This window comes from Micromonospora sp. DT43, from assembly GCF_049841645.1.
GTDB lineage: Bacteria > Actinomycetota > Actinomycetes > Mycobacteriales > Micromonosporaceae > Micromonospora.
The window spans coordinates 42,252-67,391 of the sequence record NZ_JBNCKR010000015.1 but is presented as its reverse complement, the minus strand read 5'-3'; the positions used below and the strand labels follow the sequence as shown (position 1 = coordinate 67,391).

Here is a 25,140-nt window from a genome sequence, read left to right as displayed (position 1 = left end):
TTCCAGCGGGGGATTCGCGGTGTTCTTTCTTCGTCGTGCCTTTTGGTCATAGCGAGTGTCCGCAGTAGATCAGGGTGCCCCGCGCTGAGAGTTGACCGAAGGCAGGAGTTGACCATGGTGGAGTCCATCGCAGTGATCGGCATGGCCGGCCGTTTCCCGGAGGCCATGGACCTCTCGCAGTTCTGGCACAACCTCGTCGAGGGCCGCGACTGCATCGCCCACCTGGACGTCGACGACCTGCGGGAGCGCGGGGAGAGCCCGTCCTATCTGAGCCATCCCGACTACGTGTTACGCCGGCCCTGCATGCCGGCCTACGACATGTTCGACGCCCGGTGCTTCGGCATGACCCCGCGCGAGGCCGAGATCCGCGACCCCCAGCAGCGGGTCTTCCTGGAGATCTCGCACAGCGCGCTGGAGCAGGCCGGCTACGACCCCGCCCGGTTCGCCGGGCGGGTCGGCGTGTTCGCCGGCACCAACGTCCAGCGCTACCGCATCGACCACCTCGAGCAGGTTCCGGAGATCAATCAGACCGTCGGCTTCATCGCCCTCGAGATCTCCAACGCCCCCGACTACGTGGCCACCTTCGTCGCGCACCGGCTCGGCCTCACCGGGCCGGCGATGACCATCCAGACCGCCTGCTCGACCTCGCTGACCGCCGTGCACACCGCGGCCCAGTCGCTGCGCGCCGGCGACTGCGACATGGCCCTGGCCGGCGTCTCCAGCATCGAGTTCCCGGTCGACTACGGCTACATCTACCTCGACGGCAGCATCCTCGCGAAGGACGGCATGCCGAGGCCGTTCGACGCGGAGGCGGACGGCACCAATTTCGGCAGCGGCGCCGGCGTGGTCCTGCTGAAGCGGCTCAGCGACGCGGTCCGCGACCGGGACACGATCCTGGCCGTCGTCCGCGGCTCGGCCATCAACAACGACGGCGACCGCAAGGCCGGCTTCACCGCGCCGAGCATCCCGGGCCAGGCCGAGGCCATCGCCGACGCGCTGCGCCAGTCCGGCGTGCACCCGTCGCAGATCTCCTATGTGGAGGCACACGGCACCGGCACCAGGGTCGGCGACCCGATCGAGGTGTCCGGCCTGGTCGAGGCGTTCCGCCGGGCGGCCGGCGAGGAGGCGCTCCCCGCCCAGTACTGCGGCCTCGGCTCGGTCAAGGGCAACATCGGGCACATGGGCCAGGCGGCCGGCGCGTCGGGCTTCATCAAGACCGTGCTGGCGCTCGCCAACGAGCAGGTGCCGCCGAGCATCCACATGACGACGCTCAATCCGCGGCTGCAACTGGCGGAGACCCCGTTCTACGTCAACACCGAGCTACGGCCGTGGCCGCGCACCGCGGGGGAGCCGCGACGGGCCGGGGTCAGCTCGTTCGGCATCGGCGGCACGAACGGGCACGCGGTGCTCGAGGAGGCGCCCGAGCCCGAGCGGGTGGACTGGACGCCGCGGGACGCCGAGCTCATCGTCTGGTCGGGGGCGGACAAGGCCGCCGTGGAGGCGTACGCGGAAACGCTTGCCGGTCATCTCGCCGAGCTGGACCGGACCGCGTTCGCCGACACCGCGTTCACCCTGCGGGTCGGCCGCCGTGAGCGTCGGTTCCGGGCCGCCGTGGTGGCCGCCGACGGAGCCGAGGCCGCCGCGAGCCTGCGCGCCGGTCGCATCATCCGGCCCGACGGGGTCAAGCGTGACCTGGTGTTCGCGTTCCCCGGCCAGGGTGCGCAGCATCCCGGGATGGCGCACCGGCTCTACGAGACCGAGCCCGACTTCCAGGCCCATTGCGACGAGGCCTTCGAGCTGCTCCACCCGATGCTGGACCGCGACCTTCGCGACCTCTGGCTCACCGCGGACGACCCGGCGGTGCTGTCCGAGACGTCCGTGGCTCAGCCGCTGATCTACCTCGTCGAGGTGGCCCTCGCCCGCACCCTCATGGGCTGGGGGATCCGCCCGGCCCGGCTCATCGGCCACAGCGTGGGCGAGGTGGCCGCCGGCACGATCGCCGGCGTGTTCAGCCTCGCCGACGGGCTGCGGGCGATCGCCTATCGCTCCCGGCTGATGCAGGAGATGGCGCGCGGCAAGATGCTGGCCGTGGCGTTGCCCGCCGACGCGGTGACCGAGCATCTCGGCGGCGACGTCGCGGTAGGCGCGGTCAACGGCCGGCGGCAGACCATCATCTCGGGCCCGGAGGACGCGCTCACCGCCATCGCCGAGCGGCTCACCGCGGAGGGCCACGCGAACACCCTGCTGCACACGTCGCACGCCTTCCACTCGCCGATGATGGAGCCGGCCGCCGCCGAGTTCGAGCGGATGCTGGCGGACGTGCCGCTGTCCGCGCCGCAGATCCCGGTCGTCTCCTGCGCCACCGGCGCGCCGATGACCGACGACGAGGCCCGCAGTCCCCGGTTCTGGGCGCGCCAGGTCACCGACCCGGTGCACTTCGCACCGGCGGTGGCCGCGCTGACCGGCATCGCGCCGGCGCTGACCGTGGAGGTCGGCCCCGGCAACACGCTCAGCGCCCTGATGCGCGCCAACCCGGACGTCCGCAACACCGCCTCGGTGGTGCTGCCGACGCTGGCGGCCGCCGACGCCGGCGCCCGCGGCGAGGCGCCGCTCGACGCGACGATTGGCCGGCTGTGGACCGAGGGCGTGCCGGTGGACCTGGTGCGGCGCGACGCGCACAGCGGCGCCTACCGGGTGCCCGCGCCCGAATACCCGTACCAGCGGCGGCGGTTCTGGATCGAACGGCCCGGCACGCATCAGCCGATGCGCGACAACCAGCTCGCCGTCACCCCCGAACCCGTGACCATCGAAGGAGAACCGGTGACCGAGGCGCCCCCGGCGGCGATCAGCACACCCGAGCCGGCGGCGCCCCAGCCAGCGCATCAGCCGACGCCCGACTGGAGTCTGGGCGCGTACGACTGGGTCCGGGTCCGCGACGGCCGCCCGGCGGTCGCCACCGGACGGGTCGAGGACACCGTCGCGGTGCTCGTGCAGCCCGGCGACCGGAGCATCGCGACCGAGGTGCGCGGCGCGTTCCAGCGGGCCGGCTACCGCACGGTCCGCGCGGTCACCGGCGCCGGCCGCGACGCGCTCGACCCGGCGTCCGACGAGTCGTGGGACGACCTGCTCCAGCGCGCCGACCTGGCGGACCGCCCGGCCGTCGTGGCGTACGCCGTACCGCTCGCCGCCGGTCTCGGAGTCAGCCCCGCGGACGTCCGGGACCAGCTGGACCGCGTCTACTTCGACCTGGTCGCCGGCGCCCGCGCGATCGGGCGCAACGGCCGTGACCGCACCGAGCCGGTGACCCTCGCGGTGCTGCTGCGGCACTCCGTCGACGTCACCGGCGCGGAGGCGGTCAACCCGGTCAGCGCCATGGCGCACGGGCTGGTCCGCACGATCGAGCAGGAGTACCGCGGCATCCGCGCCGTGGTCGTCGACGTCGCGCCGGGCACTCCCGGTGACGCGCTCACCGCGGCGCTCGCCGACCTGTCCCGGCCGGTCGCCGCCCTGCGCGGCGACGCCGTCTGGGCGCCGGTGCTGCGCGACGCCGAGCGCAACGCGGTGCCCGGCCGCCCGCGCCTGCGCCGCAACGGGGTCTACCTGATCACCGGCGGCCTCGGCGGGCTCGGCCTGGTCGCCGCGCGCACCCTCGCCGACACCGGGCTCGAGCCGCGGCTCGTGCTGCTCGGCCGTTCCGGCTCGCCGGCGGTCGACACGGCACGCGGCGCCGAGGTCGCCGCCGCCCTGGCCGACCTCGAGGACGCCGGCGCCGAGGTGCTGGTGTTGCGCTGCGACGTCGCCGACCGCGACTCGCTGGCCGCCGCCGTCGACGAGACGCAGCGACGCTTCGGACCGGTCAACGGCGTGCTGCACTCGGCCGGCGTGCCGGGTGGCGGCCTGATCGAACGGCGGCCCCGGGAGAGCGTCGAGGCCGTGTTCGGCCCGAAGGTGCACGGCGCCCTCAATCTCGACGACGTGTTCGCCGGCCGCGGCCCGCTGGACTTCCTGATGCTGTTCTCCAGCCAGGCGTCGCTGTCCGGCATGCTCGGCAGCGCCGACTACGCGGCCGCGAACGCCTTCCTGAACGCCTTCGCGCAGAACCGGTCGCGCACCGGCGGATGGACCGTCTCGGTGGCGTGGCCGGGCTGGTCCGAGGTCGGCATGATGAAGCGGTCCGGCGACGAGATGGCGGCCCTGCTCTCCGGCCGCCCGGCCGCTGCCGAGGAGAAGCCCGCGCCCGACACCGCACTCGAACACCGCCGCACCCTTGACAAGGACCGCGACTGGGAGCTTGCGGAGCATCGCTTCGACGGCAACGCCGTGCTGCCCGGCACCGGCTCGCTGGAGGCGGTGGTGACCGCCGCCCGGCAGCTGCAGCTGTTCGGCGCCGAGGCGGCGATCGAGCTGCGCGAGGCGGTCTTCGTGGCGCCGGTCAACGGCAACGAGCCGATCGAGCTGAGCGTGGTCTTCACACCCATGGCGGGCATGTACCGGTTCCGGCTGCAGTCGCGTCCGGCCGGCACCGAGCGGCCCTGGAACCACCACGTGAACGGCGTGGTCACCGCGGTGGACGAGGCGCCGCCGAGCGTAGACCTGGCCGAGCTCAAGTCGCGCTTCGAGCCCACGCCGGTGCCGCCGTTCGAGACCTGGATCGAGTTCGGCCCGCGCTGGGACAGCGTCACCGGCCTGTGGCTCGGCAGCGGCGAGAGCGTGGCCGAGCTGACTCTCGACTCGCGGTTCCACGACGATCTCGCGGACCACCCGCTGCACGCCGCCCTGCTCGACCGGGCGAGCATGTCGGTGCCGCCGGCCGACGGCGAGGTCGACGCGGACAAGCAGTACCTGCCGTTCCTCTACCGGCGGCTGACCGTCTTCGCGCCGATCCCGGCCCAGATCGTGGTGCACGGCCGGATGAGCGAGGCCAATCGCGGCGTACGCCTCATCGACCTCGAGATCTACGACGCGAAGTCCGGGGCGATGGTGGTGCGCGTCGGGTCGTACACGGTGCGGGAGATCGACACCGAGGACTTCGTGAAGCGGCTCGGGGAGGCGCCGGCGGTCAGCGCCCCGCCGGTGCAGACCGTCGAGAAGCTGGCCGGCAGCATCAACCGGACGGTGGCGGCGACCGCGAAACGTTCGACGGCCACGACCGCGCCGGGTGGGTTGCCGTTGCTCAGCCCGCGCGACGGCGGGAACGCGTTGCTGGAAATCCTCGACGGGGCGTACCCGCCGGTGATCCTGGTGAACGCGCCGGGTGACCGGCTGCGCGTGCCGGGGGTGCCGTGGGCCGGCGAGGCGCCCGTCCCGGTCCCCGTCGTGGCGCCCGAGCCGGCACCCATCCCCGCTCTGGTCCCGGTCCCGGTCCCGGCCCCGGTTCCGCAAGCCGCAGCGGCCGGCGCCCCCGAGATCGTCGCGGTCCTGCGCGACCTCTGGAGCGAGGCGCTCGGCATCGACGAGATCGCCGTGGACGAGGACTTCTTCGAGCTCGGCGGTAACTCACTGGTCGCCGTGCAGCTGAGCGCCCGGGTGCGCGAGAAGTTCAGCGTCGAGCTGAGCGCGGGCGCGCTCTTCGACGCCAACACCATCGAGCGGCTCGCCAAGGAGATCGCGGCCGCCGTCGCCCGGTGATGCGGCCCGTCCGCCCGAACAGAGGAACCTGTCATGGACATCCACCAGATCTTCAGCCCCAAGGCCCTCGCCGGTGAGGTCGCCGTCGTCACCGGCGGCGGCTCCGGGCTGGGCTACGCCATCGCCCGGGACTTCGCCGCCTGCGGCGCCGAGGTGGTGATCACCTCCCGGTCGGCGGAACGGCTGGAGGCGGCGGAACTGCGGATCGCGGAGGAGACCGGGCAGCTGTGCAGCAGCCTGCCCACCGACGTGCGCAACGAGGACGAGGTCGCGCGCCTGCGCGACTTCGTCACCAACCGGCACGGGCCGGCCGGCATCGTGGTCAACAACGCGGCGGCGAACTTCTTCAGCCGGGCGGAACGGATGGGCCCGCGGGCGCTCAACACCGTGCTCGACACCGACCTGCAGGGCACCTTCAACGTGACCCGGGCGTTCGTCCCGGACATGTTGAAGGAGCAGCGCGGCACCATCCTCAACGTCACGCTGCCGTACCCGGAGCGCGGTTTCCCGGGTTTCTCGCACGCCGGGGCGGCGAAGGCCGCCATCGTCTCGATGACGGCCAGCTGGGCCTACGAGTGGGGCCGGTACGGCATCCGGGTGGTCGGCCTGGCGCCCGGCCCGATCCCCACCGAGGGCGTGGCGACCAACATGCTGGCGACCGACGATCCGTGGGCGCCCTTCGTGCAGACCATCCCGATGCGGCGGCTGGGGCAGCCGTTCGACATCTCGGCCGCCGCCGTGTTCCTCTGCTCGCCGGCGGCCGGCTGGATCACCGGGACCAACGTCATCGTCGACGGCGGGACCTATCTCAACACCTCGCCGGAGGTGTCCCTGTGAAGCTGCGCATCGCCGTGGCGAGCAGCGCCGCCGTCGAGGGATGCCGCAACAGCTCGGATCGCGGGCAGGGCACCGTCTCGGTGGTCGTGACCGCCGCGCCGGGCCAGTCGCCCACGAAGCCCGGCTCGGTCGAACCGATCATGAAGACCGGCCCGGGCCAGGGCGTGAAATCGGCGTTGTGCGCCGCGATCAGATGACGCAGCCAGTCAACCGCCTCCTCCACCAGTTGCCCGGCGAATTCGTTCGCCAGCGACGGGTCGCCGAGGTCGGCGAGCAGCACCCGGGCGGCCGCACTGGTCAGCTCATCGCGCATGCGGCCCAGGACGGCCTGCGGCGCGGCCCGCAGCTCGGCGGCGCTCACCTCGGCGTCCGGGCCGGCGCTCGCGCCGGTGTAGCGCGACAGCAGCGAGTCGTAGACGGCATCGACCATGGTGGACGGACAGCCCGATCCGTCCAGCGTGACCAGGGCGGGCCGGGCGCCGCGACGCTCGCCGAGCAACCGGGCGGCCTCGTGGCCGATCGGGGCGGCCGTGCAGTAGGCGACGACCAGGCCCACCGGGCGGGGATCGGCGTCCAGCGGGGCGATCAGCGCGGCCGCGTAGGCCGTCGCGTCGAGCGCCTCGGGACGCCTGCCGTCGAGAAGCGAGACCAGCGGGAAATCCACGTCGCCCGCCATGTCCTCCACCCGGCCACGGCTTTCCAGGCCCGGGTAATCGATGGTGACGGCGACGGGATTCGCAGCATTCATGTGTCCGGAGCCTAAGGGATTGGCGCCGGAAATGGGGGGCGGGGATGAAGAAATGCAAAACCAGATAATCGATTCCCGGGTACGGGCCATGTGGCTGATGCAGCAGATGACACCCGACCTGGGCGTGCCCAATCTGGAGTCGGTCATCGAGTGCGCCGCGCCGGTGGACTCCACGTTGCTCGGGCTGGCCGCCACCCATGTGGTCCGCCGCCAGCCCGCCCTGCGATCGGCCTTCCCGGTGGTCGACGGCGTCCCCGTGCGGGTCATCCGCCCGGCCGAGGAGGTCGAGGTGGGTGTCGAGGTGATGGTGGCGTCGCCCGCCGACCTCGACGATCAGCTGTCGGAGTTCGTCTGGCGGCCCTTCGACCTCGCGATCGACCTGCTGCTGCGGGTCGGCCTGTGGCTGCTGCCCGACGGCCGGTGCGTGATCGCCTTCGTCTCGCACCACATCGTGTTCGACGCGAACTCCGCCGAGATGATCCTCGAGGAGGTGGCGCTGACCTACGAGAGCCTCAACGCCGACGGCCGCCCACCGGCCCTGCCGCCCGTCCCCGAGCCCGCCGGCGCTACCGAGCCGGACGCCGAGGGCGTCGCCTACTGGCGTGCCCAGCTCGCGGACGTGGACGCGGAGACCATGCAGTTGCGCAACGGCCGGCCCACCCCGGCGCAGCCCACCTTCGCGGGCGACCGGGTCGGCCGGGACTGCCCGCCGGAGGTGGCGCGGGCCCTCGAACGCCTGCGGACGGTCACCCGGGCCAGTGAGAACATGGTCATGCTCGCGGCGTACTTCGTGACGTTGTTCCACCATGGTGGCGGCCGTGACCTGGTCGTCGGCGTCCCGGTCAACGTGCGGTCCCGCGACCGCATGCGAGCCTTGGACTACCAGGTCAACACGCTGCCGTTGCGTCTGCGGCCGGACGCCGGCATGACCTTCGGGGCGGTGGTGGCCGCCGTGCGGGACTCGCTCGCCGCCGGGCTCAGGCACGCCTCCGTGCCCGCCGAGACGATCCGGCCGGACCGGCCGGCCACCGTGGACGGGGCGTGGCGCACCCCGCTGTTCCGGCACATGTTCAACTACATGCCCACGCTGACCCGCCGGCTGTGGTTCGCCGGAGCGGCCGCCCGCATGCTGCCGCGCAGCGCGGTGGCCCGCAGCCTGTCCCGGGTGGACATCGAGCTCTACGTCGAGCACTCGCCGTCCGGCCTCGGCCTGCACGCCCTGTACAGCAGTGAGATCCACGACCGGGCCCAGATCGAGGCGTTCCTGCAGCGGTACGAGCAGGTGCTGCTCGCCGCCGCCGACGATGCCGGACGGCCGATCGGCGCGATCGAGGCGTGGTCGCCCGCCGACCACGCGGCGCTGAGCGGCGACAACCGCCGAGAGTGGCCGGGACCGGAGACCGTGCCGGCCATGGTGGCCGAGCGGGTGCGCACCGACCCGGACCGGCTCGCCCTCGTCGAGGGAGACCGGCGGGTGACCTACGGCGAGCTCGCCGCCGCGGCGGCCCGTACCCGCGACGCGCTCGTGGCCGCCGGGGTGCGGCCGGGCGACCCGGTCGGGGTGTGCGCCGTCCGCAGCGCCCGTACGGCCGCGGCGATGCTCGGCGTCTGGGCGGCCGGCGGGCACTACCTCCCGCTCGATCCCGCCCACCCCGCCGCCCGGCTGCTCGACCAGCTCGCCGACGTGGACGCCGCGGTGCTGGTCGACGACGGCGAACTGCCGGGGGAGTGCCTCGCCGGGCGCAAGGTGGTGCCGGTCGGCGAGGTCACCGGCACGTCGGCCGGCGACCTCGCGCCGGTCGATGACCTGCCGCCCGGCCTGCCCGCGTACGTCATGTTCACGTCCGGATCCACCGGCCGGCCCAAGGGGGTGCGGATCAGTCACGCCGGCCTGCACAACAACGTGGCGGCGTTCGGCGAGCTGCTCGGCGCCGGCCCGTCGGACCGCGTGCTGTGGCTGGCGACCGTGGCCTTCGACATCTCGTCGCTGGAGCTGTTCCTGGCGCTCGCGACCGGGGCGCACGCCGTCGTCGTGCCCCCGCACGGGCAGACGGACGCGGCCGTGCTGGCCGCCCTGCTGGCCGAGCACCGGCCGACCGTCATCGAGGCGACGCCGACCGGATGGCAGGTCATGGCGGCGGCGCTGACGCCCGGCAGCCTGGCCGGGGTCCGCGCGCTGTGCGGCGGCGAGCCGATGCCGGCCGCCCTGGCCACCCGGCTGCTCGACGCGGGCGCGCGGCTGTTCAACGTCTACGGGCCGACCGAGACGACCGTCTGGTGCACCGCCGCCGAGATCGTCGACGCCGGCGACATCACGGTCGGCCGCCCGCTGCCGAACATGACGGTGCACATCCTGGGCGACGACGACCGGCTGCTGCCGCCCGGCCTCGTCGGTGAGGTGTGCATCGGCGGCATCGGGCTCGCCGCCGGGTATGTGAACCGGCCGGACCTGACCGCGGAACGGTTCGTCGAGCATCCGGTCGCCGGCCCGCTCTACCGCAGCGGAGACCTCGGCAGCCGGCGACCGGACGGGCGGCTGCACCTGGTGGGACGCAACGACCGGCAGGTGAAGCTGCGCGGCAACCGGCTCGAACTGGGCGAGGTGGAGGCCGTGCTGCGCGGCCACCCCGCGGTGACTGCGGCGGCGGCCCTGGTCAGCGGCGACGACCTGGTCGCCTTCGTGACCACCGGCGGTGACCTCGAGCGCGGGGAGCTGTGGGACCACGCCGCGCGGCATCTGCCCCGGGCCGCGGTCCCCAGCGGCCTGGAGATCCTGGATGCGCTGCCGCAGACGCCGACCGGCAAGGTGGATTACCGCGCTCTCGCGACCCGCGACGCCGTGCCCCGGCCCGCCGCCGCGGCACCGGTGGCGAGCGGCAGCCTGGTGGATCAGCTCGTGGCGCTCTGGCGCGGCCTGCTGGACGTGCCGGCGGACGCGGCGACGAACTTCTTCCACCACGGCGGGCACTCGCTGCACGCCGCCCGGCTGGCCGCCCAGGCGCAGCAGCTGACCGGCACGAAAGTGAGCCTGCGGGAGATCTACGACGCGCCGACCCCGGCCGAGCTGGCCGAGCTGCTGACCGGGCGGGCCGCGGAGCAGAGCCATGCCTGACGCCGGCGTGCCGGCCGTGGTCGCGGACATCGTCGCGGACGTGCTCGGCTATGACGAGGTGGAGGCCGGCGAGAGCCTTCTCGACCTCGGGCTGGACTCGTTGGCGGCGGCCCGGATCGCGGCCCGGCTCCGGCAGGTGCTCGGCGTCGACCTGCCGCTGCGGGCGGTGTTCGCGCACCGCACCGTCGGCGACCTCGCCGCGACGGTGGCCGAGCTCAGCTCGGCTACCGCCTGATCGCGGCGCTCAGTCCGCGCGCACCACCTCGCGCAGCCATCGGCGCAGCTCCGGTCCCAGGTCCGGGCGCTGCAGCCCGAACAGGACGCTGGTCTGCAGGAGGCCCAGCCGGGTGCCGACGTCGTAGCGGGCGCCGGTGAACGGCACGGCGTGCACGGGCACGCCCAACCGGGACAGCTGCACCATGGCGTCGGGCAGCTGCACCTCACCGCCGCCGTCCGACGGCGTGCCGCGGAGCACGTCGAACACCTCGGGCGGCAGCACGTACCGGCCGACGACGGCGAGCCTGCTGGGCGCCGCGGACAGCTCCGGGCGCTTCACGATGTCGGTCACCCGCAGCAGGCCGTCCTGCCCGGCCGGCTCCGCGGCGACCAGGTCGCTGACCTCGACCAGCTCGTCCGCGACCTCGACTACGGCGAGCACCACGCCGCCGAGCTCGTGCTGGATGTCGACCATGCGGGCCAGCAGACCGCTCCCGGCGTCGATCAGGTCGTCGCCGGTCACCACCGCGAACGGCATCGCCCCGATGTGCTGCTCGGCGCGCAGCACCGCGTGGCCCATGCCCTTGGCGCCGCCCTGGCGCACGGCGTGCACGGTCACCGACTCGTACAGCTCCCGGGTGTCGCCGAGCAGGCCGGCCGCCCGGTCGCCCAGGTAGCGGTCCAGCTCGGGGTCCTCGTCGAAGTGGTTGGCGATGGCGTCCTTGCCCCGGCCGGTGATGACGAGGGCGTCGGTGAGACCCGCCGCGCGCACCTCGGCCAGCAGATGGTGCAGGACGGGGGTGTCGATGACCGGCAACAGCTCCTTCGGCACCGACTTGGTGACCGGGAGCAGCCGGGTGGCCAGTCCGCCGGACGGAAGAACGGCTTTCGTGACGCGTTTCATGAATCATCTCCGAAAGGGTCGGTGGGCGTTTTCCGCGAGACATTCGAGTAGGCTTTCGCCTGTATTTGATAAAGCTCGGCATAAATGCCGCCGGCCGCGATGAGATCGTCGTGCCCGCCGCATTCCGCGATGCGGCCGCCGGCCATTACGAGGATCAGGTCGGCCATCTGCACGGTGGAGAAGCGGTGCGACACGACCACCGTGACGGTGCCGTGGTCAGCGCCGAGCCGGCGGGCCAGCGCCGCGTGCCGGGTGAAGATCGCGTGCTCGCTGCGGGCGTCCAGCGAGGCGGTCGGCTCGTCCAGCACCACGAGCAGGGGCGCGGCCGGCATGCAGGCCCGCGCCAGCGCCAGGCGCTGCCACTGCCCTTCGGAGAGGTCCACGCCGCCGAAGAGCCCGCCCAGCGGGGTGTCCAGCCCGCGGGGCAGGGACGCCACCACGGCGTCGGCGTCGGCCGCCCGGACGGCGTTCTCGATCGCCGCCCGGTCGTGCATCGCCGACACGTCACCGAGGCCCACCGCGACGTCGGCCGGCACCTCGTAGCGCTGGAAATCCTGGAAGGCCGCGGTCATCCGCGCCCGCCACGCGGTGGTGCGCAGGGCGGTCAGCTGGACGTCGTCCACCAGGATGTCGCCCGCGTCCGGGCGGTAGAACTTCGCCAGAAGCTTGACGAGGGTGGTCTTCCCGCACCCGTGCTCGCCGACGATCGCCACCATGGCGCCGGCCGGAAGGTGTGCCGACAGGGGCCCGATGCTCCCGGCGGCGCCCGGATAGCGGAACGACACCTCGCGCAGCGTGATCCCGGAGCGCAGCACGGACGGCGGATCCACCGTCCCGTCCTCGCCGGCGGCCGCCGCGTAATCCCGCAGCCACCGGTACGGCCCGGCCACCGCGAGGCCGGCCAGCACCCTCGTCATCACGTAGAGCGCGCGGTCGAACTGGGTGCGCAGCTGGCCGGCCAGCGCGAGGACCATGACCAGGTCGCCCACCGTGCGGTCGCCCGCGGAGACCAGCGAGACGACGTAGACCAGGGCGGCGAGGAAGCCGAGAGTGAAGACGATCGAGCCGGCCGATGCCAGCAGCACCGACCGCAGCTGCGCCCGCCCGCGGGTGCGGGCCACCGACCGCCACGCCGCCGACGCCTGTTCGCGCAGCAGCGCCGCGGAGCCGTCCACCCGGATCTCACGGCCGCCGGCCGCGCTGGTCAGCAACCCGTGCAGGTGCCGTTCCAGGCGGGCCTCGTCGGCGCTGCGCAACGCCGCGGCGCCGACGTCGCGGTACGCCGAGCGGTTCATCACCCCGGCCGGCACGGCGAACAGGACCAGGAACAGCAGGGCGGGATGCACGGTGCCGAGCAGCGCCAGCGTCAGCAGGATCCGTACCGTCCAGGACGCCGTCTCCACCATCGCCCAGCTGCCCTCCGCGAGCAGCCGGCCCTTGCCCCGCACCAGGTTGACACGGTCCAGATAGGATGACCGCTCCAGATGGTCCAGGCCCCCGAGACGCGCGGTCAGCCGCTGCACCTCCGGGTCGATCTGGCGATACCCGATCCGGTCGGCCAGATCCGTGCGCAGTTGCAGCTGTATCTGGTCGCCGACGGCGGTCAGGCCGAAACCCACCGCCCCGGCCAGAGCGGCCAGCGCGAGCCCGGTGACGCGCCCGGCCGCCGACTGGTCGACGATCTCCCGCAGGCCCAGACCGGTCAGCACGAACGCCAGGTTCTGGCTCGCCATCAACGACAGCACGACGAGGGTCATCCGCCGGTCGAGGCGCCAGGAGCGGCGGACGACGTCGAGGACGCTCACGGATTGACCTGCCCTGTCGTGGCGAACCGCTGCGCCTGGATGCGGAACAGGTCGGCGTACTCCCCGTCCGCGGCGACCAGCTCGTCGTGCGTGCCGGACTCCCGGATCCGGCCGTCCGCGATGAGCGCGATCCGGTCGGCCTCGCGGACGGTGGCGAGCCGGTGCGAGATGAGCAGGACGGTCACGTCGCCGGTGATCCGGCGCAGCGAGCGGAAGATCTCGAACTCGGTGCGGACATCGAGATGAGCGGTCGGCTCGTCGAGCACCAGGATCCGGGCGCCGGCCCGCACCGCGTACAACGCCCGGGCCAGCACGACCCGCTGCCACTGGCCGCCGGACAGCTCGACGCCGCCGGCCCGGGCCGTGGACAGCGGCGTGTCCCAGCCATCCGGCAGCCCGGCGACCAGGTCGTCCAGGCCCGTCTCGGCGGCGACGGCGGCCAGGTCGGCCGCGCTGTCGTGGTCGGGCGCGCCGATCGTCACGTTCCGGCGCACGGACAGGTGGTAGCGGGTGAAGTTCTGGAAGACGATCGACATCGCCGCCCGCCACGCCACCGGATCGAGGTCGCCGATGTCGGTCCCCTCGGCGCTGATCCGCCCGCCGTCCGGCCGGTAGAGCCCGGCGAGCAGTTTGGTGACGGTGCTCTTGCCGGCGCCGTTGAGGCCAACCAGGGCGAGCATCTCGCCGGGGCGCACCTCGAGGTCGAGGCCGGTCAGCACGTCGCGCCGCGCGCCCGGATAGCCGAAACGGACGCCCGCGAACCGGACCGCCGGCGGGCGTCGCAGGGCGGGCACCGTGGTGGTCGCGGACGGGGCCGGGGACGACCCGAGCCGCTCGCGCAGCCGCTGCAGGGCCAGCAGCGGGCGGGTCCCGTGTTCGACGTCGAGGATCTCCGGCACCGCGAACGCCGTGCCGAGCAGGCTCCACGCCGCGGCGAGGTCCCCGGCGAGCCGGTCGACCGGCAGCTGGCCGGTCATCGCCAGACGACCGAGGACACCCAGCGTGACACCCATGACGACGGTGATGACCAGGAATTGGAGCACCTGCTTGCGGATGCTTTCCAGACGGGCTTTCCGGTACGGCTCCAGATGCGCGTCGGTGGCCTCGGAGTGCCGGGCCGCGAACCAGTCGCCGAGACCGAAGATCCGCAGCTCCTTGCCGGCTTCCGGCCCGGTCAGCAGAGCAGCCCAGTAGCCGGCGCGCCGGCGGTCGGGCGCGGCGTCCGTCCAGGCGTGCACCGGCCCGAGCACCTGCCGATGCTGGACACTGCGCAGGGCGAGCACCGGGATCAGCAGCACCGGCGCCAGCCACCACACGTCGCGCGCGATGACCAGGGCGGCCAGGGCGGTCGCCAGATAGCGCGACATCAACGACAGCTGCGCCACCGTGGCCAGTCCGGGCGTGCGTTCCCCGCTGTTGTCCGGGTCGCCGGCCGCCTGCGCCAGCAGCTCGCGGCTCGGCAGGTCCTCGAGGTGCGCGATCCCGGCCGGCGCGCAGACCATGGCCTCGACCGCGCGGCGGTGGGCGCCGTCGACGCGCGCGACCACCTGGAACCGCACCGGTTCCAGCATCAGCTCGGTGAGCTGCCCGGCGAGCAGCAGCACACCGAGCGGGGTGAGGACGGCGACCGCCAGGCTCAGGTCGGCGTCGCCCGAACCGGCGATGATCTCGGCCACCAGGCGCCCGGTGAGCAGCGCGGTCAGCGCCGGCAACAGCGCCCGCACCACCAGGACGGCCACCAGCAGCGTGGCGAGCGGCCATCCGGCGGCCCGGAGCTGCCGCAGGGCGAGCAGCCGCCGGTCAAGCATCGTCGGACTCCAGCTGCGCCTTCAGCGCCTGGAGGAAGAGCACGGCGTCCCGGCCGTTGACCACCCGGTGGTCGTATGCCAGTCCGATGTCGACGACCGTGCGGAAGGCGACGCTGCCCGGCTCGGAGCCGGGGACCGCCTCGGACAGCGTGCCGGGCAGCGCCACCGCGCACACCTGCCCGGGGAAGACGATCGGCCGGGACAGCACGACGCCGGGCTCGTTCGCGAGGGCCAGCATGATGTTCGCCCCCGCGAGATCCCGCTCCTGCACGCCGTCGCGCATCGCGGCGAGCCGGACGGCGAGCAGCCGCTGCGCGATCCCGGTCAGGTCCAGCCGGTCGGCGTCGCGCACCACCGGCACCACCAGCCCGTTGCCCACGTCGACGGTCACCCCGACGTGGGCTCCCGGCCGGGCGGTCACCGTGCCGTCCGCGAGCCGTGTGCCGAAGAAGACCGGGAACGGTGTACGCAGCCGGCCGAGCGCCCGCACGGTCAGCTCGGGCAGCCCGATGAGCTGCCGGGCGGCCCGCCCCGCGTCGCGCGCCCGGCGGACCGCGTCGTCCACCACCACCCGGACGGCGACGAACGCGGCCGGCACGTCCGCGTGCGAGGCGGCCACGGCCCGGGCGATGGCCGGCTGCCCCCGCGGCAGGTCGACGTGCCCGACGTCGTCGGTGGCTGCGGCGAGGGCGGTGACGTCGGTCCGCCGGATCACCTTGCGGCCCAGCGCCAGCAACCGTTCCCGGGGGATGCCCAACTCGGCCGCGAGCCGCTCGGCAGGCTCGGTGATCAGCACCTCCTCCCGGCCCTGAGCAGGGGCGGCCTCCGGCTCGGGCGCGGGGGCCTCGCCGTCCGCGCTCACCACACCGATCGGGGCGCCGACCGCGCATTCGCTGCCCTCACGCGCCATGTGGCGCAGGACGCCGGTGTGCTCAGCGACGATCTCCTCGGTGGCCTTCGAGGTCTCCACCACCGCCACCGGGTCGCCCGCGCGGACGAGGCCACCGTCCGGCACCGCCCACTCCACCAGCACGTAGTGCACGTCGTTGTTGTTGAGCTTGGGAAGCCGGACGTCAGGCATTGATCTCCTCCAGCACGGCCCGTCGGATGTCGGCGGCTTGCACGAGCACCGCCCGTTCGAGATGCGGTGCGGCCGGGACGACCCGGTCCGCGGCGTGCACGAGGCGCACCGGCCGGCGCAGCCGTCCCCACGCGGCCCGGTGGATCTCGTGCGCCAGGTGCGCGCCCCAGGTGCCGCCCGCCGTGGAGTCCTCGAGCACGCAGACCGAGCGCGCCGCGGCGGCCTGCTCCACCAGCGGCTCGATCGCGGGCGGATACAGCTGGGCGGGCACCACGAGCCGGCAGGCCACGTCGTCGGTGAACAGCAGCGTGCGCATGGCCTCCAGAGCGCGCTCCACGAGGCCGCCGGGCGCGATCAGGACGCAGTCCGGGGGACCGGTGTCGGCGGAGACCACGGCGGTACCGGGGGCAGGGCCGGTCGTCTCGACGCGGAACACGTCGTCGATCCGGCCGCCGTGCCGCACCGGCCGGGTGTAGAGCACCTTGTCCTCGAAGAGCATGCAGGGCTGCGCCAGGTCGCGCATGACGCGCAGCACCGTCGCGCTCGGGTGCAGCGGCGAGATCTCGAAGAGGGCCAGGTCCGGTACGCCGATGAAGTGCTTCTGCAGGCTCTGGCTGTGCGTCGGCCCGTAACCGCGGTTGCCCCCGGTGGGACAACGGACGATGAGCCGGAGCGGCAGTCGTTCGCCGTACATGGAAACGGATTTGGCCGCGAAGTTGACGATCTGATCGAAGGCGAGCGTGACGAAATCGCCGAACATCATCTCGGCCACCGCCGTGTTGCCGGCGAGCGCGAGACCGGCCGCCGCTCCGGCGATCGCACCCTCGCTGATCGGCGTGGTGAGCACCCTTTCCGGGTACGCGGTGGACAGCCCGCGGGTGATGGTGAAGGCCCCGCCGTAGGGGTCGAGCACGTCCTCGCCCAGCAGGTAGGCCCGCTCGTCGGCGGCGAACAGCCCGTGCAGCGCCCGGTTCAGGTCGTCGGCGACCCGCATGTCGGTGGTCATCGCGCGAGCGCCCGCCCCGCCACCTCGGCGGCCACCTCCGCGACCAGCGCCCGCTGCCGGTCGTCGTGGGCCGCGAAGTGCTCCGGATGCGCCTGCCGGTAAAGCTCGTACCAGTCGTGGGCGGCCGCCTCCGCGCGCTCCGGCGCCGGCCGCGTGTCGTCGCCCTTGCTGTGCGGGCCGACCCGGTGCGTCACGAACTCCAGGACGGCGGGCCGCCCGGCGCGCACCTCGGCGACCACCGGTTCGGTCACCGCCCGGATGCCGGCGACGTCGAGGCTCACGATCCGCCGGTGTGTCACGCCGAATGCGGCGGCCCGCCCGGCGATGTCCCCGGCCATGGCCAGGCGGGTCGGGGTGGTCTGGGCGATGCCGTTGTGCTCCACCACGACCAGCAGCGGCAGCCGCCAGAGCGCGGCCAGGTTGAGCGCCTCGTACACCGCGCCCTCGCCCCACGTCCCGTCGCCGAGGTAGACGCAGCTCAGCCCGCCCGGCTCGGACCGGGACTGGTGGACGGCGGTGCCGACCGCGACCGGCATGGACTGGCCCTGCACACCGGTGGAGAGATAGCGGCCGCGGCGCAGGTGCTGGCTGCCGCCGACGCCGCGCGCCGGTGCGCCGTCGCGGCCCAGGATCTCGGCGAACAGGCCGGGCAGATCGCCCGAGCAGGCGAGGTAGTGGCCGTGGCCCCGGTGATTGCTGAACACGAAGTCGTCCGGGCGCAACGCGGTGCACAGCGCGACCGGGACGTACTCCTGCCCGATGCAGGTGTGCGTGGTGCCGGACACCAGTCCGTCCGCGAAGAACCTCTGCACCTGACGCTCGGCGTGCCGGATCAGCAGCATCAGGTCGAGGTCGTCGCCGTCGAGGCGGGACAGTGCCGTCATCGCCGCGCGTCCAGCCGGGCGGCGAGCCGGGCGCGGGCATGCGGGGAGAGGCCGGCCACGGTGGTCGCATCGGGAGCGGGCGCCAGGCTTCGCAGGTAACGCTCCAACGCGCGCTCGTCGATGCCGGTCACGAACTCCCATGCGGCGGCGCGGGACCGGGCGGCCAGGTCGGCGTGGTGCGCGGGGTCGCCGGTCACGGCGTCAAGCGCCTCGGACCACGGTGTGACGTCCTGCGGCGGGATGACCGGTTCACCGCCGGGTCCGTAGCGCTCGATAGGGCGTACCGGCAAAAGGTGGGGAACCCCGAGTTTCGCCTCGCGTAACCCGCCCACATCGCTGCTGAGCACCGGGATGCCGCGCAGCGCCGCCTCGACAGCGGTGTAGCCGAACGTCTCGTCCCACAGCGACGGCGTCAGCACCACACGCGCTCGCGCGTAGACGGCGTCCATGTCGTTCGTCTTCGCGAGCACCTCGATGTTCGGCCGGCGGGCGAGGCGCTCCCGGTCGGCGGTGGTCGTGCCCCACGTCGGCACCACGGCGAACGGGAGCCGCGGAAAGCGGTCGGCCAGCGCCAGCAGGATGTCGATGCCCTTGTAGCCACACGGATTCACCATCAGGACCGCGTCGCCGCCGCAGCGGTCCGGCCGTCCGTACACGGCCGGGTGGATCAGGTGGGACGGCAGGCCCGCCCAACGCCGCACATGGTCGCGCGCGGCACGGCTGACCGCGACGATGCCGGCCGCCCGCCGGACCAGCGCGGTGGCGGCCTCGCTCGGATAGAAGGCGCCGGGCCCGAACGGCAACTGCTGCAGGGTGTGCACGAGATACACCACCCGGCGCGGCGCCGCAGTGAGGGCCGCGCCGAGCGCCAGCGTGCCCGGGTCGTCCGACGGGACGAGAATCCAGTCCGGATGGTGCCGGCCCGCTTCGGCGAGGATCTCCCGGACCAGACGGGCCGAGCCGTGTACGGCGTGACCTCGCACGCCGCGGAGGACGTAGCGGGTGACGCCGGGCGCCTCACCGGCCAGGTCGCCGCCCGCGCGGACGACCGCTTCCCGCACCTCGGCGGCCGGCACGGTGGCCACGACGGCGCAGTCGTGCCCGCGGGCGGCGAGCTGCTCGAGCATGATGCGGTTGGACCGGTTGGCGCCGCCGTAGGCCGGCACGTCCGGCATGTTCTGGACGAGGAGGATCCTCATGGCCGCTCGCTCAGCTGCCGGGTGAGCGCCGCGAGCTGCGCCGGATCCATCTGCCGCAGCCGTTCGCGCAGCGGCGCCCCGGTGTCCGGGCGGCTCGCCGTCAGCGAGACGAGGGCGTCGGCGGCGGTCGCCGGCCCGGCGTCGTCGAGCATCGAGAAGGCGGCGGCGCGGCTCGCATAGCCGCCGTCCGCGACGGCCGCGCCGATCTCCCCGGCGATCGCGGCGGCGGACCAGCGGGCGGCGGGCAGCCAGCGGGCGAGTCCGGCGGAGGCCAGCCGTTGCGCGTTGTCCGGGCGGTCCGCGCCGTGGGCCAGGATCACCTGGGGGACGCCGTCGCGGACGGCACGCACGGCGGTGCCGATGCCACCGTGGTGCACGACGGCCGCGACGCGGGGCACCACACGCGGGAACGGCAGCGAGGCGAACCAGCGGACGCCCGGCGGCAGGACGGCCGGGAGCAGGTCACGTTCGGGCGCCACCACGAGGGCCGTACGGCCGGTCGAAGCGACCGCATCGAGGGCCGCCTCGTAGAACCGGGGATGCAGCAGTTGCCCGGTGCCGCCGGTGACGAGGAGTTCGCCCGCCGGGACGTCGACGTCGCCGGCTTCCTGCTCGTCGCCGCCCACCTCGTCGCCGCCCACGAAACCGGTCAGGCTGGTCTCCGGCGGGGACGGTGGGCCGGCCGCGTCGTACCACTGCGGCCACAGCCCCAGCACCGACCGCGGCGAGGCGAACCAGGCGGCCCAGTCGGTGACCGGCGCCAGGCCGAACCCGGCGCGCACCTCGTTCACCCCGTCGCCCAGGGCGCGCTGCAGGTGCGCCACCGCGGCCGGCGACGCCATGATCTGTATGGGGGCGAGCGCCACCCACGCGGTCGGGGCGCCCAGCATCTCGCCGGCCAGCAGGGTCGAGGCGCCGCTGGTGTGGCGGCCGACCAGGACGGTCTCGCCGGGGCGGTGCCGTTCGATCATCGCCGTGCACTCGGCGCGCATCTGGTCGAACAGGCCGGTCCGCTCGTAGAACAGGCGGAGGTCCGCCGAGGTGCGGGCGTCGATGAGCCGGCGGGACTCGACCTGATGGCGGGCGTACGACTCCGTGGTGTCCAGCGGAACGAACTCCAGGCCGGCGGCGCGCGCCCTGGCGGCGTACGGCGCATGGCTTGTCAATGTCACCTCGTGGCCCCGGCCGGCCAGCTCCCGGCCGATGCGCACGATCGGCAGAACGTCGCCGGCGCTGCCGTGGGTCACCATGAGAAACCGTGTCACAGCGTTACTCCGCCTCGGCCAGGAGACGGCGGGCCTCGTCCGGCGGGAGCTCGTCGAGGCGGCGTACGAGATCGTCGAGCAGTTCCTCCTCGGCGCGCAGGCGTTCGATGGCGGCGGCGACCGTGGCGGGGGAGAAGGTGGTGGCGAACAGTTCGGTGACCGGCAGGTCGACGCCGAACTCCGCCTGCACCTCGGCGAGGAAACGGACCAGGTCGAGCGACTCGCCGCCGAGGTCGAAGAAGTCGCTGTCCTCGGTGATCGGTTGATTCTTGAAGATCGCCGACCATATCGTGACGATCGTCGGCACCAGCTGCTCGGCATCGGCTCGGGGCACGGGAACTCCTCGGGGGTGCTAGCGGGTGGTCACCTGGGTCAGCAGCCGCCGGATACCGGCGCCGACGGCCGCCCATCCCCGCGCCGTCATGATCGAGTGGTGATCCGCGTCGATCACCTGAAGGTGGACCTCCCGGGCGAAGCCGTTCCACATGTCGGCGCCCGGCACCACCGGATGGTCGTTGCTGCGGAAGACGTGCACCGTTCCGTCGTAGTAGGCGGGGGTGTGCTCGGCGGCAGCCCGCTCGTTGGCGGCACAGACCGCGAGCATCCGGTCCAGCCGTTCGAGGCCGAACCGGGCGGGCAGCACGCCCGCGGCGCTGGCGGCGGCGCGCACCCGGACCAGGGCATCCACGCGGTCCAGCGCGGACAGTCCGGCCACGGGCATGTCCAGCCCGAGCGTCTGGTGCACGAGAATCGACCAGCCCTCGCCGGTCGTGGAGCTGTAGAGCGGATCGCAGTCGATCACCACGACGAGCGGCGGGGCGATGCCGGCCACCGCGCGGGCGGTCTCGAGCGCCAGCACCCCGCCCATCGAATAGCCGAGGAACACAGCGGTCTCGTCGTCGATGGCGGCCGCGTAGCGCTCCGCCATGACGGCCACCGAGATGTCCGGCTCACCGCCGGCCGCCAGGCCGGTCGACTGGAAGCCGTGCACCGGCTGCTCGGCGCCGAGGTGCCGGGCGAGTCCACCATAGACGGCGACGCTCCCGCTGAGCGGATGGAAGCAGTAGACGGGCGGCCGTTCCGCCCCAGGCTGCAGGGTCACCAGGCAGCCGGGGGCGATCGGTCGATGTGCCACTCCTCGTCCCCCGTTCCGAAGTGGAGCACGGGGGATCGCTGGCGCAGCAAAGCGAACGCCCGCCGGCGGCAACGCCGGGAGCGCTCCCAAACTGCTGTCTGTTTCCCCCGTGACCGGCTCACTATAGGCACATGTGAAGGGCGGCTTCAAGGCGCTCGCGGCTTCGCCTGCTTCAATATATTTCTGCGGTGCCACCATGCCGCCGGGCGATTACGAGGTCGATCTCGCTCTGCTCCGCTGGAACGACCTGCGGGTGGGCAGCCGCCCGCCACGTGCTGCTGGTGGCCCGGTTCACGTTCCAGATGGCCACGGGCGCGACTTTTACGACTATCTCTGGCGCGAACTACCGGTATTAATCGAACGGTGGCGTAAGGGAGAGCGTGATCACTGAGACGTCTCGACGGCTCAGTGATCAGGTCGGTGTCAAGGCCGGACCCCGGCCAGGACCATCAGGGCAGCAACGTTCTCCGTCGGGTCGGGATGCGCACTGCGTAACGACGTATCAACGAAGGCCTTCACACATCACAGTGGATCGTGCACACTGCGTAGATTCGGGCAAAGGGGGATGCCGACAGTTCTCCATCAATCCGTCTAGTCACACCCGGTCAGGATGATCGGGCGGCCATCAAGGCGGCCATCCAGCTTGGGAATGCCGCCCCCGCTGGTGCTCGGATGCTCGGCGTATGACCAGCACGGTCGGAACTAATCCAGCCCAACGCGGCCTGCGCGGCCGATCCTCGCCTTCGAGGATGTGGCACTCTGCGCGCGGCATCGCCCTGACCAGCAGATACTCAGCCGCTTGTTTCGGCACGCAGAAGCACTCAGCGGCACGTGCGAAGTGTTGGTTACGCAGCGTAGAGAGCATCTGATGGGTGCGGACTACGGATCAGAAGGTTAGGGGTTCGAGTCCCTTCGGGCGCACTTCTTTGAAGGGCCGTGACCTGTGGAAACGTGGGTCACGGCCTTTTTCTGGCAACGTCCAGGGGAGTGGTGTACGACTGCCCGTGAGGGCGCGTTGCGTAGATGTGGAGACGGCCATCGCGTCGATCCGTCAAGACGGGTTGGTCACGATTACTCCTCTGAGCTGCCGGCGGAAGGGCACTGCCGGCAGGTGCCGAGGAGCCGTTGTGACCCCACTCTGACAGTTCGGGCTGACTGTCCGCTGACGTCCTGCTGATCGGCGTGAAGTGCGAAAACGGCCCAGGCTGCGAGGGCCTGGGCCGTTCACAACAAGATCTTTGTCTGACTGAATTTGATCATCATCGTGCGGAGGTGGACACCTCCGCTGCCGCGCTCTCGACGCTGGTCTGCGGCGGAACGGCCCCCCTGCGGTGCAGGCCGGGCCACCAGTTGCCCTGTCCCAGCAGCGCCATCAGCGCCGGCAGGACGACCACCCGGATGATGGTGGCGTCGAGCACGATCGCGACGGCTAGGCCGACACCGATCTGCTTGAGCTCGATGAAGCTGAGCGTGCCGAAGATCGAGAAGACCGCCACCATGACGATCGCCGCGCTCGTCACCACGCCTGCGGTGCGTGTGATGCCGGAGGCGATCGCGTTGCGGGTGGTCATCCCGGACGCCACCTCCTCGCGGATCCGGGTGACCACGAAGACGTGGTAGTCGAGCGACAGCCCGGACAGAACCACGAACAGCAGCATCGGCACCCAGGAGACCACGTGGCCGGTCGAGGTGAAGCCGAGCAGGCCCTCGGCCCAGGTGCCCTGGAAGACCAGCGCGAGCACGCCGAACGAGGCTGCGGCCGAGAGCAGGTTGAGGAAGACCGTGGTCAGGCCGATCACGACCGAGCGGAACGCCAGCAGCATCACCAGGAAGGTCAGCAGTAGCACTGCGGCGACCACCCACGGCAGCTTCTCGTTGAGGTTGGCGGTGTAGTCCATGTCCGAGGCGGCCTCGCCGCCGACCGCGACCTCGGCGCCGGACAGGCCGCCGACGGTGGCCGGCACGATCGTGTCCCGCAGCCGGTCGACCGCGTCGTGGGCCTGGTCCGAGTCGGCCTTGTACGGGGTGTTCAGCTCGAGCACACCGACCCGGCCGTCCGGGGAGTAGCGGATCTGTGGCGCCAGCCCGGAGCGGAACGCCTCGTCCTGCTGCGCCCGCTCGGCCAGCTGGTCGAACCGGGTCCGCAGTGCGGCGACGTCACCAGAGGGGATCTCGGCGGCGACCTGGATGGTGTTTCCAGACGACGGGAAGTTCTCGGTCACCCGGTCGTAGGTGGTCATCGTGGACAGGCTGCGCGGGAAGTCGCTGATCTGGGTCGACTTGAGGTCAGTGCTCGCGGCCGGCACCGCCAGCGCCACCAGGGCGCCGACCGAGAGGACCAGTGCGACGACCGGGTGCCGCAGAACCGGGCCGAGCAGGGCGTTCCACAGCCGCGGACTGCGGGTCGAGGTGTTGCTGTCGGGCAGCCAGCGCAGCCAGCGGCGGCGCGGCCGCATCATCCGCGGGCCGAACTTGGCCAGCAGGGCCGGCAGCACGGTGATCGACGCCAGCATGGCGACCGCGATGACCAGGATGGCGCCGGTGCTGATGGCCGCGAAGACGGCGTCACCGGCGAGGTAGAGGGCACCCATCGACAGGATCGCGGCGACGCCGGAGACCAGCACCGCGTGCCCGGAGGTGGCCGCGGCGATCTCCACGGCGGCGACGTTCTCCCGCCCGGCGCGGCGCTCCTCGCGGTAACGGCGCAGGTAGAACAGCGAGTAGTCGACGCCGACCGCCATGCCCATCAGCACGATGATGTCGGGCACCATGCCCGGGTCCGGCACTACCTGCGAGGCGAGCGCCCAGAGACCCAGCACCGACAGCACCGCGGAGAGCGCGAGTAGCACCGGGACGGCGGCCATCAGCAGCGAGCCGAACGCCACCACCAGGATGATCAGGGTCACCGGCACGCTGATCGTGGTGGCCTTGGCGATGTCCTTGCCGATCCACTCATCGAACTGGCTGTTGATCGAGGCCGATCCGGCCTGCTCGACCAGCAGGTCCGGGTGGGCGCCCTGCACCTCGGTGGTGACCTTCTGCAGCGGGGCCACCCGCTCGCCGGCGGTGTCGAAGTCACCCTTCATGGTGACCTGCAGCAGGACCGCCGCGCCGTTCTCGGCGGGCACCGACTTGGCGACCGACTCCACCTCGGGGACGGCGCCCAGGCGGCGGGTGAGCTCGTCGGTGGCCCGGGTGGCCTCTGCGGTGTCGAGCCGGCCGCCGCCGGTCCTGGTGATCAGGATGTTCTCCACGGACGGGTCCTGCAGGCCGCCGTCATCGATGATCCGGGCGGCCGTGGCGGCCTCGCCGACCTGCAGTTCGGCCTCGATGGCCTGGCGGGTCTCGGTGGCGCTGCCGGCGAGCACGGCCGCCACCACGAATACCACCCAGACAATTGTCGCCTTCCACGGATTCAGCGCACTCCAGGTGGCCACCCTGGTCGCGACCGCCGTTTTATTTCCCGACATTTTCAAGCCTCTCTCTGCGCAGCCCGGCCCGCGCTCCGATTC

General features: G+C 72.7%; 17 protein-coding genes. 5 read left to right on the top strand and 12 right to left on the bottom strand.

All coding sequences use genetic code 11. The features are described 5' to 3' along the window. The first annotated feature begins 114 nt into the window (after positions 1 to 114). Both ACLQ26_RS27715 and ACLQ26_RS27710 read left to right on the top strand, forming a co-directional pair. On the top strand, positions 115 to 5,628 hold the full coding sequence (locus ACLQ26_RS27715) for an SDR family NAD(P)-dependent oxidoreductase (RefSeq protein WP_425747272.1): 5,514 nt from the start codon (positions 115 to 117) through the stop codon (positions 5,626 to 5,628). Positions 5,629 to 5,661: 33 nt separating this feature from the next. Further along, positions 5,662 to 6,465, top strand: coding sequence for an SDR family oxidoreductase (locus tag ACLQ26_RS27710; RefSeq protein ID WP_425747271.1), 804 nt, complete (start codon positions 5,662 to 5,664; stop codon positions 6,463 to 6,465). Here the strand turns inward: ACLQ26_RS27710 and ACLQ26_RS27705 are convergent. Further along, positions 6,437 to 7,303, bottom strand: a complete 867-nt coding sequence (locus ACLQ26_RS27705; protein WP_425747270.1) for a hypothetical protein — start codon at positions 7,301 to 7,303, stop codon at positions 6,437 to 6,439. The genes ACLQ26_RS27710 and ACLQ26_RS27705 overlap by 29 nt on opposite strands. On the opposite strand from ACLQ26_RS27705, the gene ACLQ26_RS27700 reads away from it, so the two are divergent. Together ACLQ26_RS27700 and ACLQ26_RS27695 are read left to right on the top strand one after the other, a co-directional pair. Then, a complete protein-coding gene (locus ACLQ26_RS27700) occupies positions 7,266 to 10,325 on the top strand; it encodes a non-ribosomal peptide synthetase (protein WP_425747269.1) in 3,060 nt (1,019 codons plus the stop codon). The genes ACLQ26_RS27705 and ACLQ26_RS27700 overlap by 38 nt on opposite strands. Further along, positions 10,318 to 10,560 carry a phosphopantetheine-binding protein gene (locus tag ACLQ26_RS27695; protein ID WP_425747268.1) on the top strand — a complete coding sequence of 81 codons (243 nt, stop codon included), beginning with the start codon at positions 10,318 to 10,320 and terminating at the stop codon, positions 10,558 to 10,560. The genes ACLQ26_RS27700 and ACLQ26_RS27695 overlap by 8 nt, the downstream gene beginning before the upstream one ends. A 9-nt stretch (positions 10,561 to 10,569) precedes the next feature. On the opposite strand, the gene ACLQ26_RS27690 is transcribed toward ACLQ26_RS27695, so the two are convergent. The 10 genes from ACLQ26_RS27690 to ACLQ26_RS27645 are packed head-to-tail and all read right to left on the bottom strand — an operon-like array spanning position 10,570 to position 21,628. Next, on the bottom strand, positions 10,570 to 11,445 hold the full coding sequence (locus ACLQ26_RS27690) for a UTP--glucose-1-phosphate uridylyltransferase (RefSeq protein ID WP_425747267.1): 876 nt from the start codon (positions 11,443 to 11,445) through the stop codon (positions 10,570 to 10,572). Beyond that, complete coding sequence (locus ACLQ26_RS27685) at positions 11,442 to 13,250, bottom strand: ATP-binding cassette domain-containing protein (protein WP_425747266.1); 1,809 nt, start codon at positions 13,248 to 13,250, stop codon at positions 11,442 to 11,444. Before ACLQ26_RS27685 ends, ACLQ26_RS27690 begins: the two co-directional genes overlap by 4 nt. Beyond that, positions 13,247 to 15,058: an ABC transporter ATP-binding protein gene (locus tag ACLQ26_RS27680; RefSeq protein ID WP_425747265.1), complete on the bottom strand. Its 1,812-nt coding sequence runs from the start codon at positions 15,056 to 15,058 to the stop codon at positions 13,247 to 13,249. The genes ACLQ26_RS27685 and ACLQ26_RS27680 overlap by 4 nt, the downstream gene beginning before the upstream one ends. Next, positions 15,051 to 16,139: a 2-oxo acid dehydrogenase subunit E2 gene (locus tag ACLQ26_RS27675; protein ID WP_425747264.1), complete on the bottom strand. Its 1,089-nt coding sequence runs from the start codon at positions 16,137 to 16,139 to the stop codon at positions 15,051 to 15,053. Before ACLQ26_RS27675 ends, ACLQ26_RS27680 begins: the two co-directional genes overlap by 8 nt. Then, a complete protein-coding gene (locus tag ACLQ26_RS27670; protein WP_425747263.1) occupies positions 16,132 to 17,145 on the bottom strand; it encodes a transketolase C-terminal domain-containing protein in 1,014 nt (337 codons plus the stop codon). Before ACLQ26_RS27670 ends, ACLQ26_RS27675 begins: the two co-directional genes overlap by 8 nt. After that, on the bottom strand, positions 17,142 to 18,029 hold the full coding sequence (locus ACLQ26_RS27665; protein WP_425747262.1) for a thiamine pyrophosphate-dependent dehydrogenase E1 component subunit alpha: 888 nt from the start codon (positions 18,027 to 18,029) through the stop codon (positions 17,142 to 17,144). The genes ACLQ26_RS27670 and ACLQ26_RS27665 overlap by 4 nt, the downstream gene beginning before the upstream one ends. Next, positions 18,026 to 19,228, bottom strand: coding sequence for a glycosyltransferase family 4 protein (locus ACLQ26_RS27660; RefSeq protein ID WP_425747261.1), 1,203 nt, complete (start codon positions 19,226 to 19,228; stop codon positions 18,026 to 18,028). Before ACLQ26_RS27660 ends, ACLQ26_RS27665 begins: the two co-directional genes overlap by 4 nt. Beyond that, positions 19,225 to 20,493 carry a glycosyltransferase gene (locus ACLQ26_RS27655; RefSeq protein WP_425747260.1) on the bottom strand — a complete coding sequence of 423 codons (1,269 nt, stop codon included), beginning with the start codon at positions 20,491 to 20,493 and terminating at the stop codon, positions 19,225 to 19,227. The genes ACLQ26_RS27660 and ACLQ26_RS27655 overlap by 4 nt, the downstream gene beginning before the upstream one ends. A gap of 4 nt (positions 20,494 to 20,497) precedes the next feature. After that, the gene (locus ACLQ26_RS27650) at positions 20,498 to 20,827 is read right to left on the bottom strand and encodes a phosphopantetheine-binding protein (RefSeq protein WP_425747259.1); all 330 of its coding nucleotides are present in this window, start codon (positions 20,825 to 20,827) and stop codon (positions 20,498 to 20,500) included. Positions 20,828 to 20,845: 18 nt separating this feature from the next. Continuing rightward, positions 20,846 to 21,628 (bottom strand): thioesterase domain-containing protein, encoded by a 783-nt coding sequence (locus ACLQ26_RS27645; RefSeq protein ID WP_425747258.1) that lies wholly within the window; start codon positions 21,626 to 21,628, stop codon positions 20,846 to 20,848. 133 nt (positions 21,629 to 21,761) lie between these two features. Here ACLQ26_RS27645 and ACLQ26_RS27640 point away from each other — a divergent pair, with 133 nt between their 5' ends. Beyond that, positions 21,762 to 22,019 carry a hypothetical protein gene (locus ACLQ26_RS27640; protein ID WP_425747257.1) on the top strand — a complete coding sequence of 86 codons (258 nt, stop codon included), beginning with the start codon at positions 21,762 to 21,764 and terminating at the stop codon, positions 22,017 to 22,019. A gap of 868 nt (positions 22,020 to 22,887) precedes the next feature. Here ACLQ26_RS27640 and ACLQ26_RS27635 read toward each other — a convergent pair. Then, positions 22,888 to 25,017 carry an MMPL family transporter gene (locus tag ACLQ26_RS27635; protein WP_425747256.1) on the bottom strand — a complete coding sequence of 710 codons (2,130 nt, stop codon included), beginning with the start codon at positions 25,015 to 25,017 and terminating at the stop codon, positions 22,888 to 22,890. Positions 25,018 to 25,140: the final 123 nt, after the last annotated feature.

Bases quoted from the DNA above. Each gene is read 5' to 3' on its own strand.
- ACLQ26_RS27680 (WP_425747265.1), bottom strand. From the start codon at position 15,058: ATGCTTGACCGGCGGCTGCTCGCCCTGCGGCAGCTCCGGGCCGCCGGA.
- ACLQ26_RS27675 (WP_425747264.1), bottom strand. From the start codon at position 16,139: ATGCCTGACGTCCGGCTTCCCAAGCTCAACAACAACGACGTGCACTAC.
- ACLQ26_RS27665 (WP_425747262.1), bottom strand. From the start codon at position 18,029: ATGACGGCACTGTCCCGCCTCGACGGCGACGACCTCGACCTGATGCTG.
- ACLQ26_RS27670 (WP_425747263.1), bottom strand. From the start codon at position 17,145: ATGACCACCGACATGCGGGTCGCCGACGACCTGAACCGGGCGCTGCAC.
- ACLQ26_RS27700 (WP_425747269.1), top strand. From the start codon at position 7,266: ATGCAAAACCAGATAATCGATTCCCGGGTACGGGCCATGTGGCTGATG.
- ACLQ26_RS27695 (WP_425747268.1), top strand. From the start codon at position 10,318: ATGCCTGACGCCGGCGTGCCGGCCGTGGTCGCGGACATCGTCGCGGAC.
- ACLQ26_RS27710 (WP_425747271.1), top strand. From the start codon at position 5,662: ATGGACATCCACCAGATCTTCAGCCCCAAGGCCCTCGCCGGTGAGGTC.
- ACLQ26_RS27660 (WP_425747261.1), bottom strand. From the start codon at position 19,228: ATGAGGATCCTCCTCGTCCAGAACATGCCGGACGTGCCGGCCTACGGC.
- ACLQ26_RS27715 (WP_425747272.1), top strand. From the start codon at position 115: ATGGTGGAGTCCATCGCAGTGATCGGCATGGCCGGCCGTTTCCCGGAG.
- ACLQ26_RS27690 (WP_425747267.1), bottom strand. From the start codon at position 11,445: ATGAAACGCGTCACGAAAGCCGTTCTTCCGTCCGGCGGACTGGCCACC.
- ACLQ26_RS27705 (WP_425747270.1), bottom strand. From the start codon at position 7,303: ATGGCCCGTACCCGGGAATCGATTATCTGGTTTTGCATTTCTTCATCC.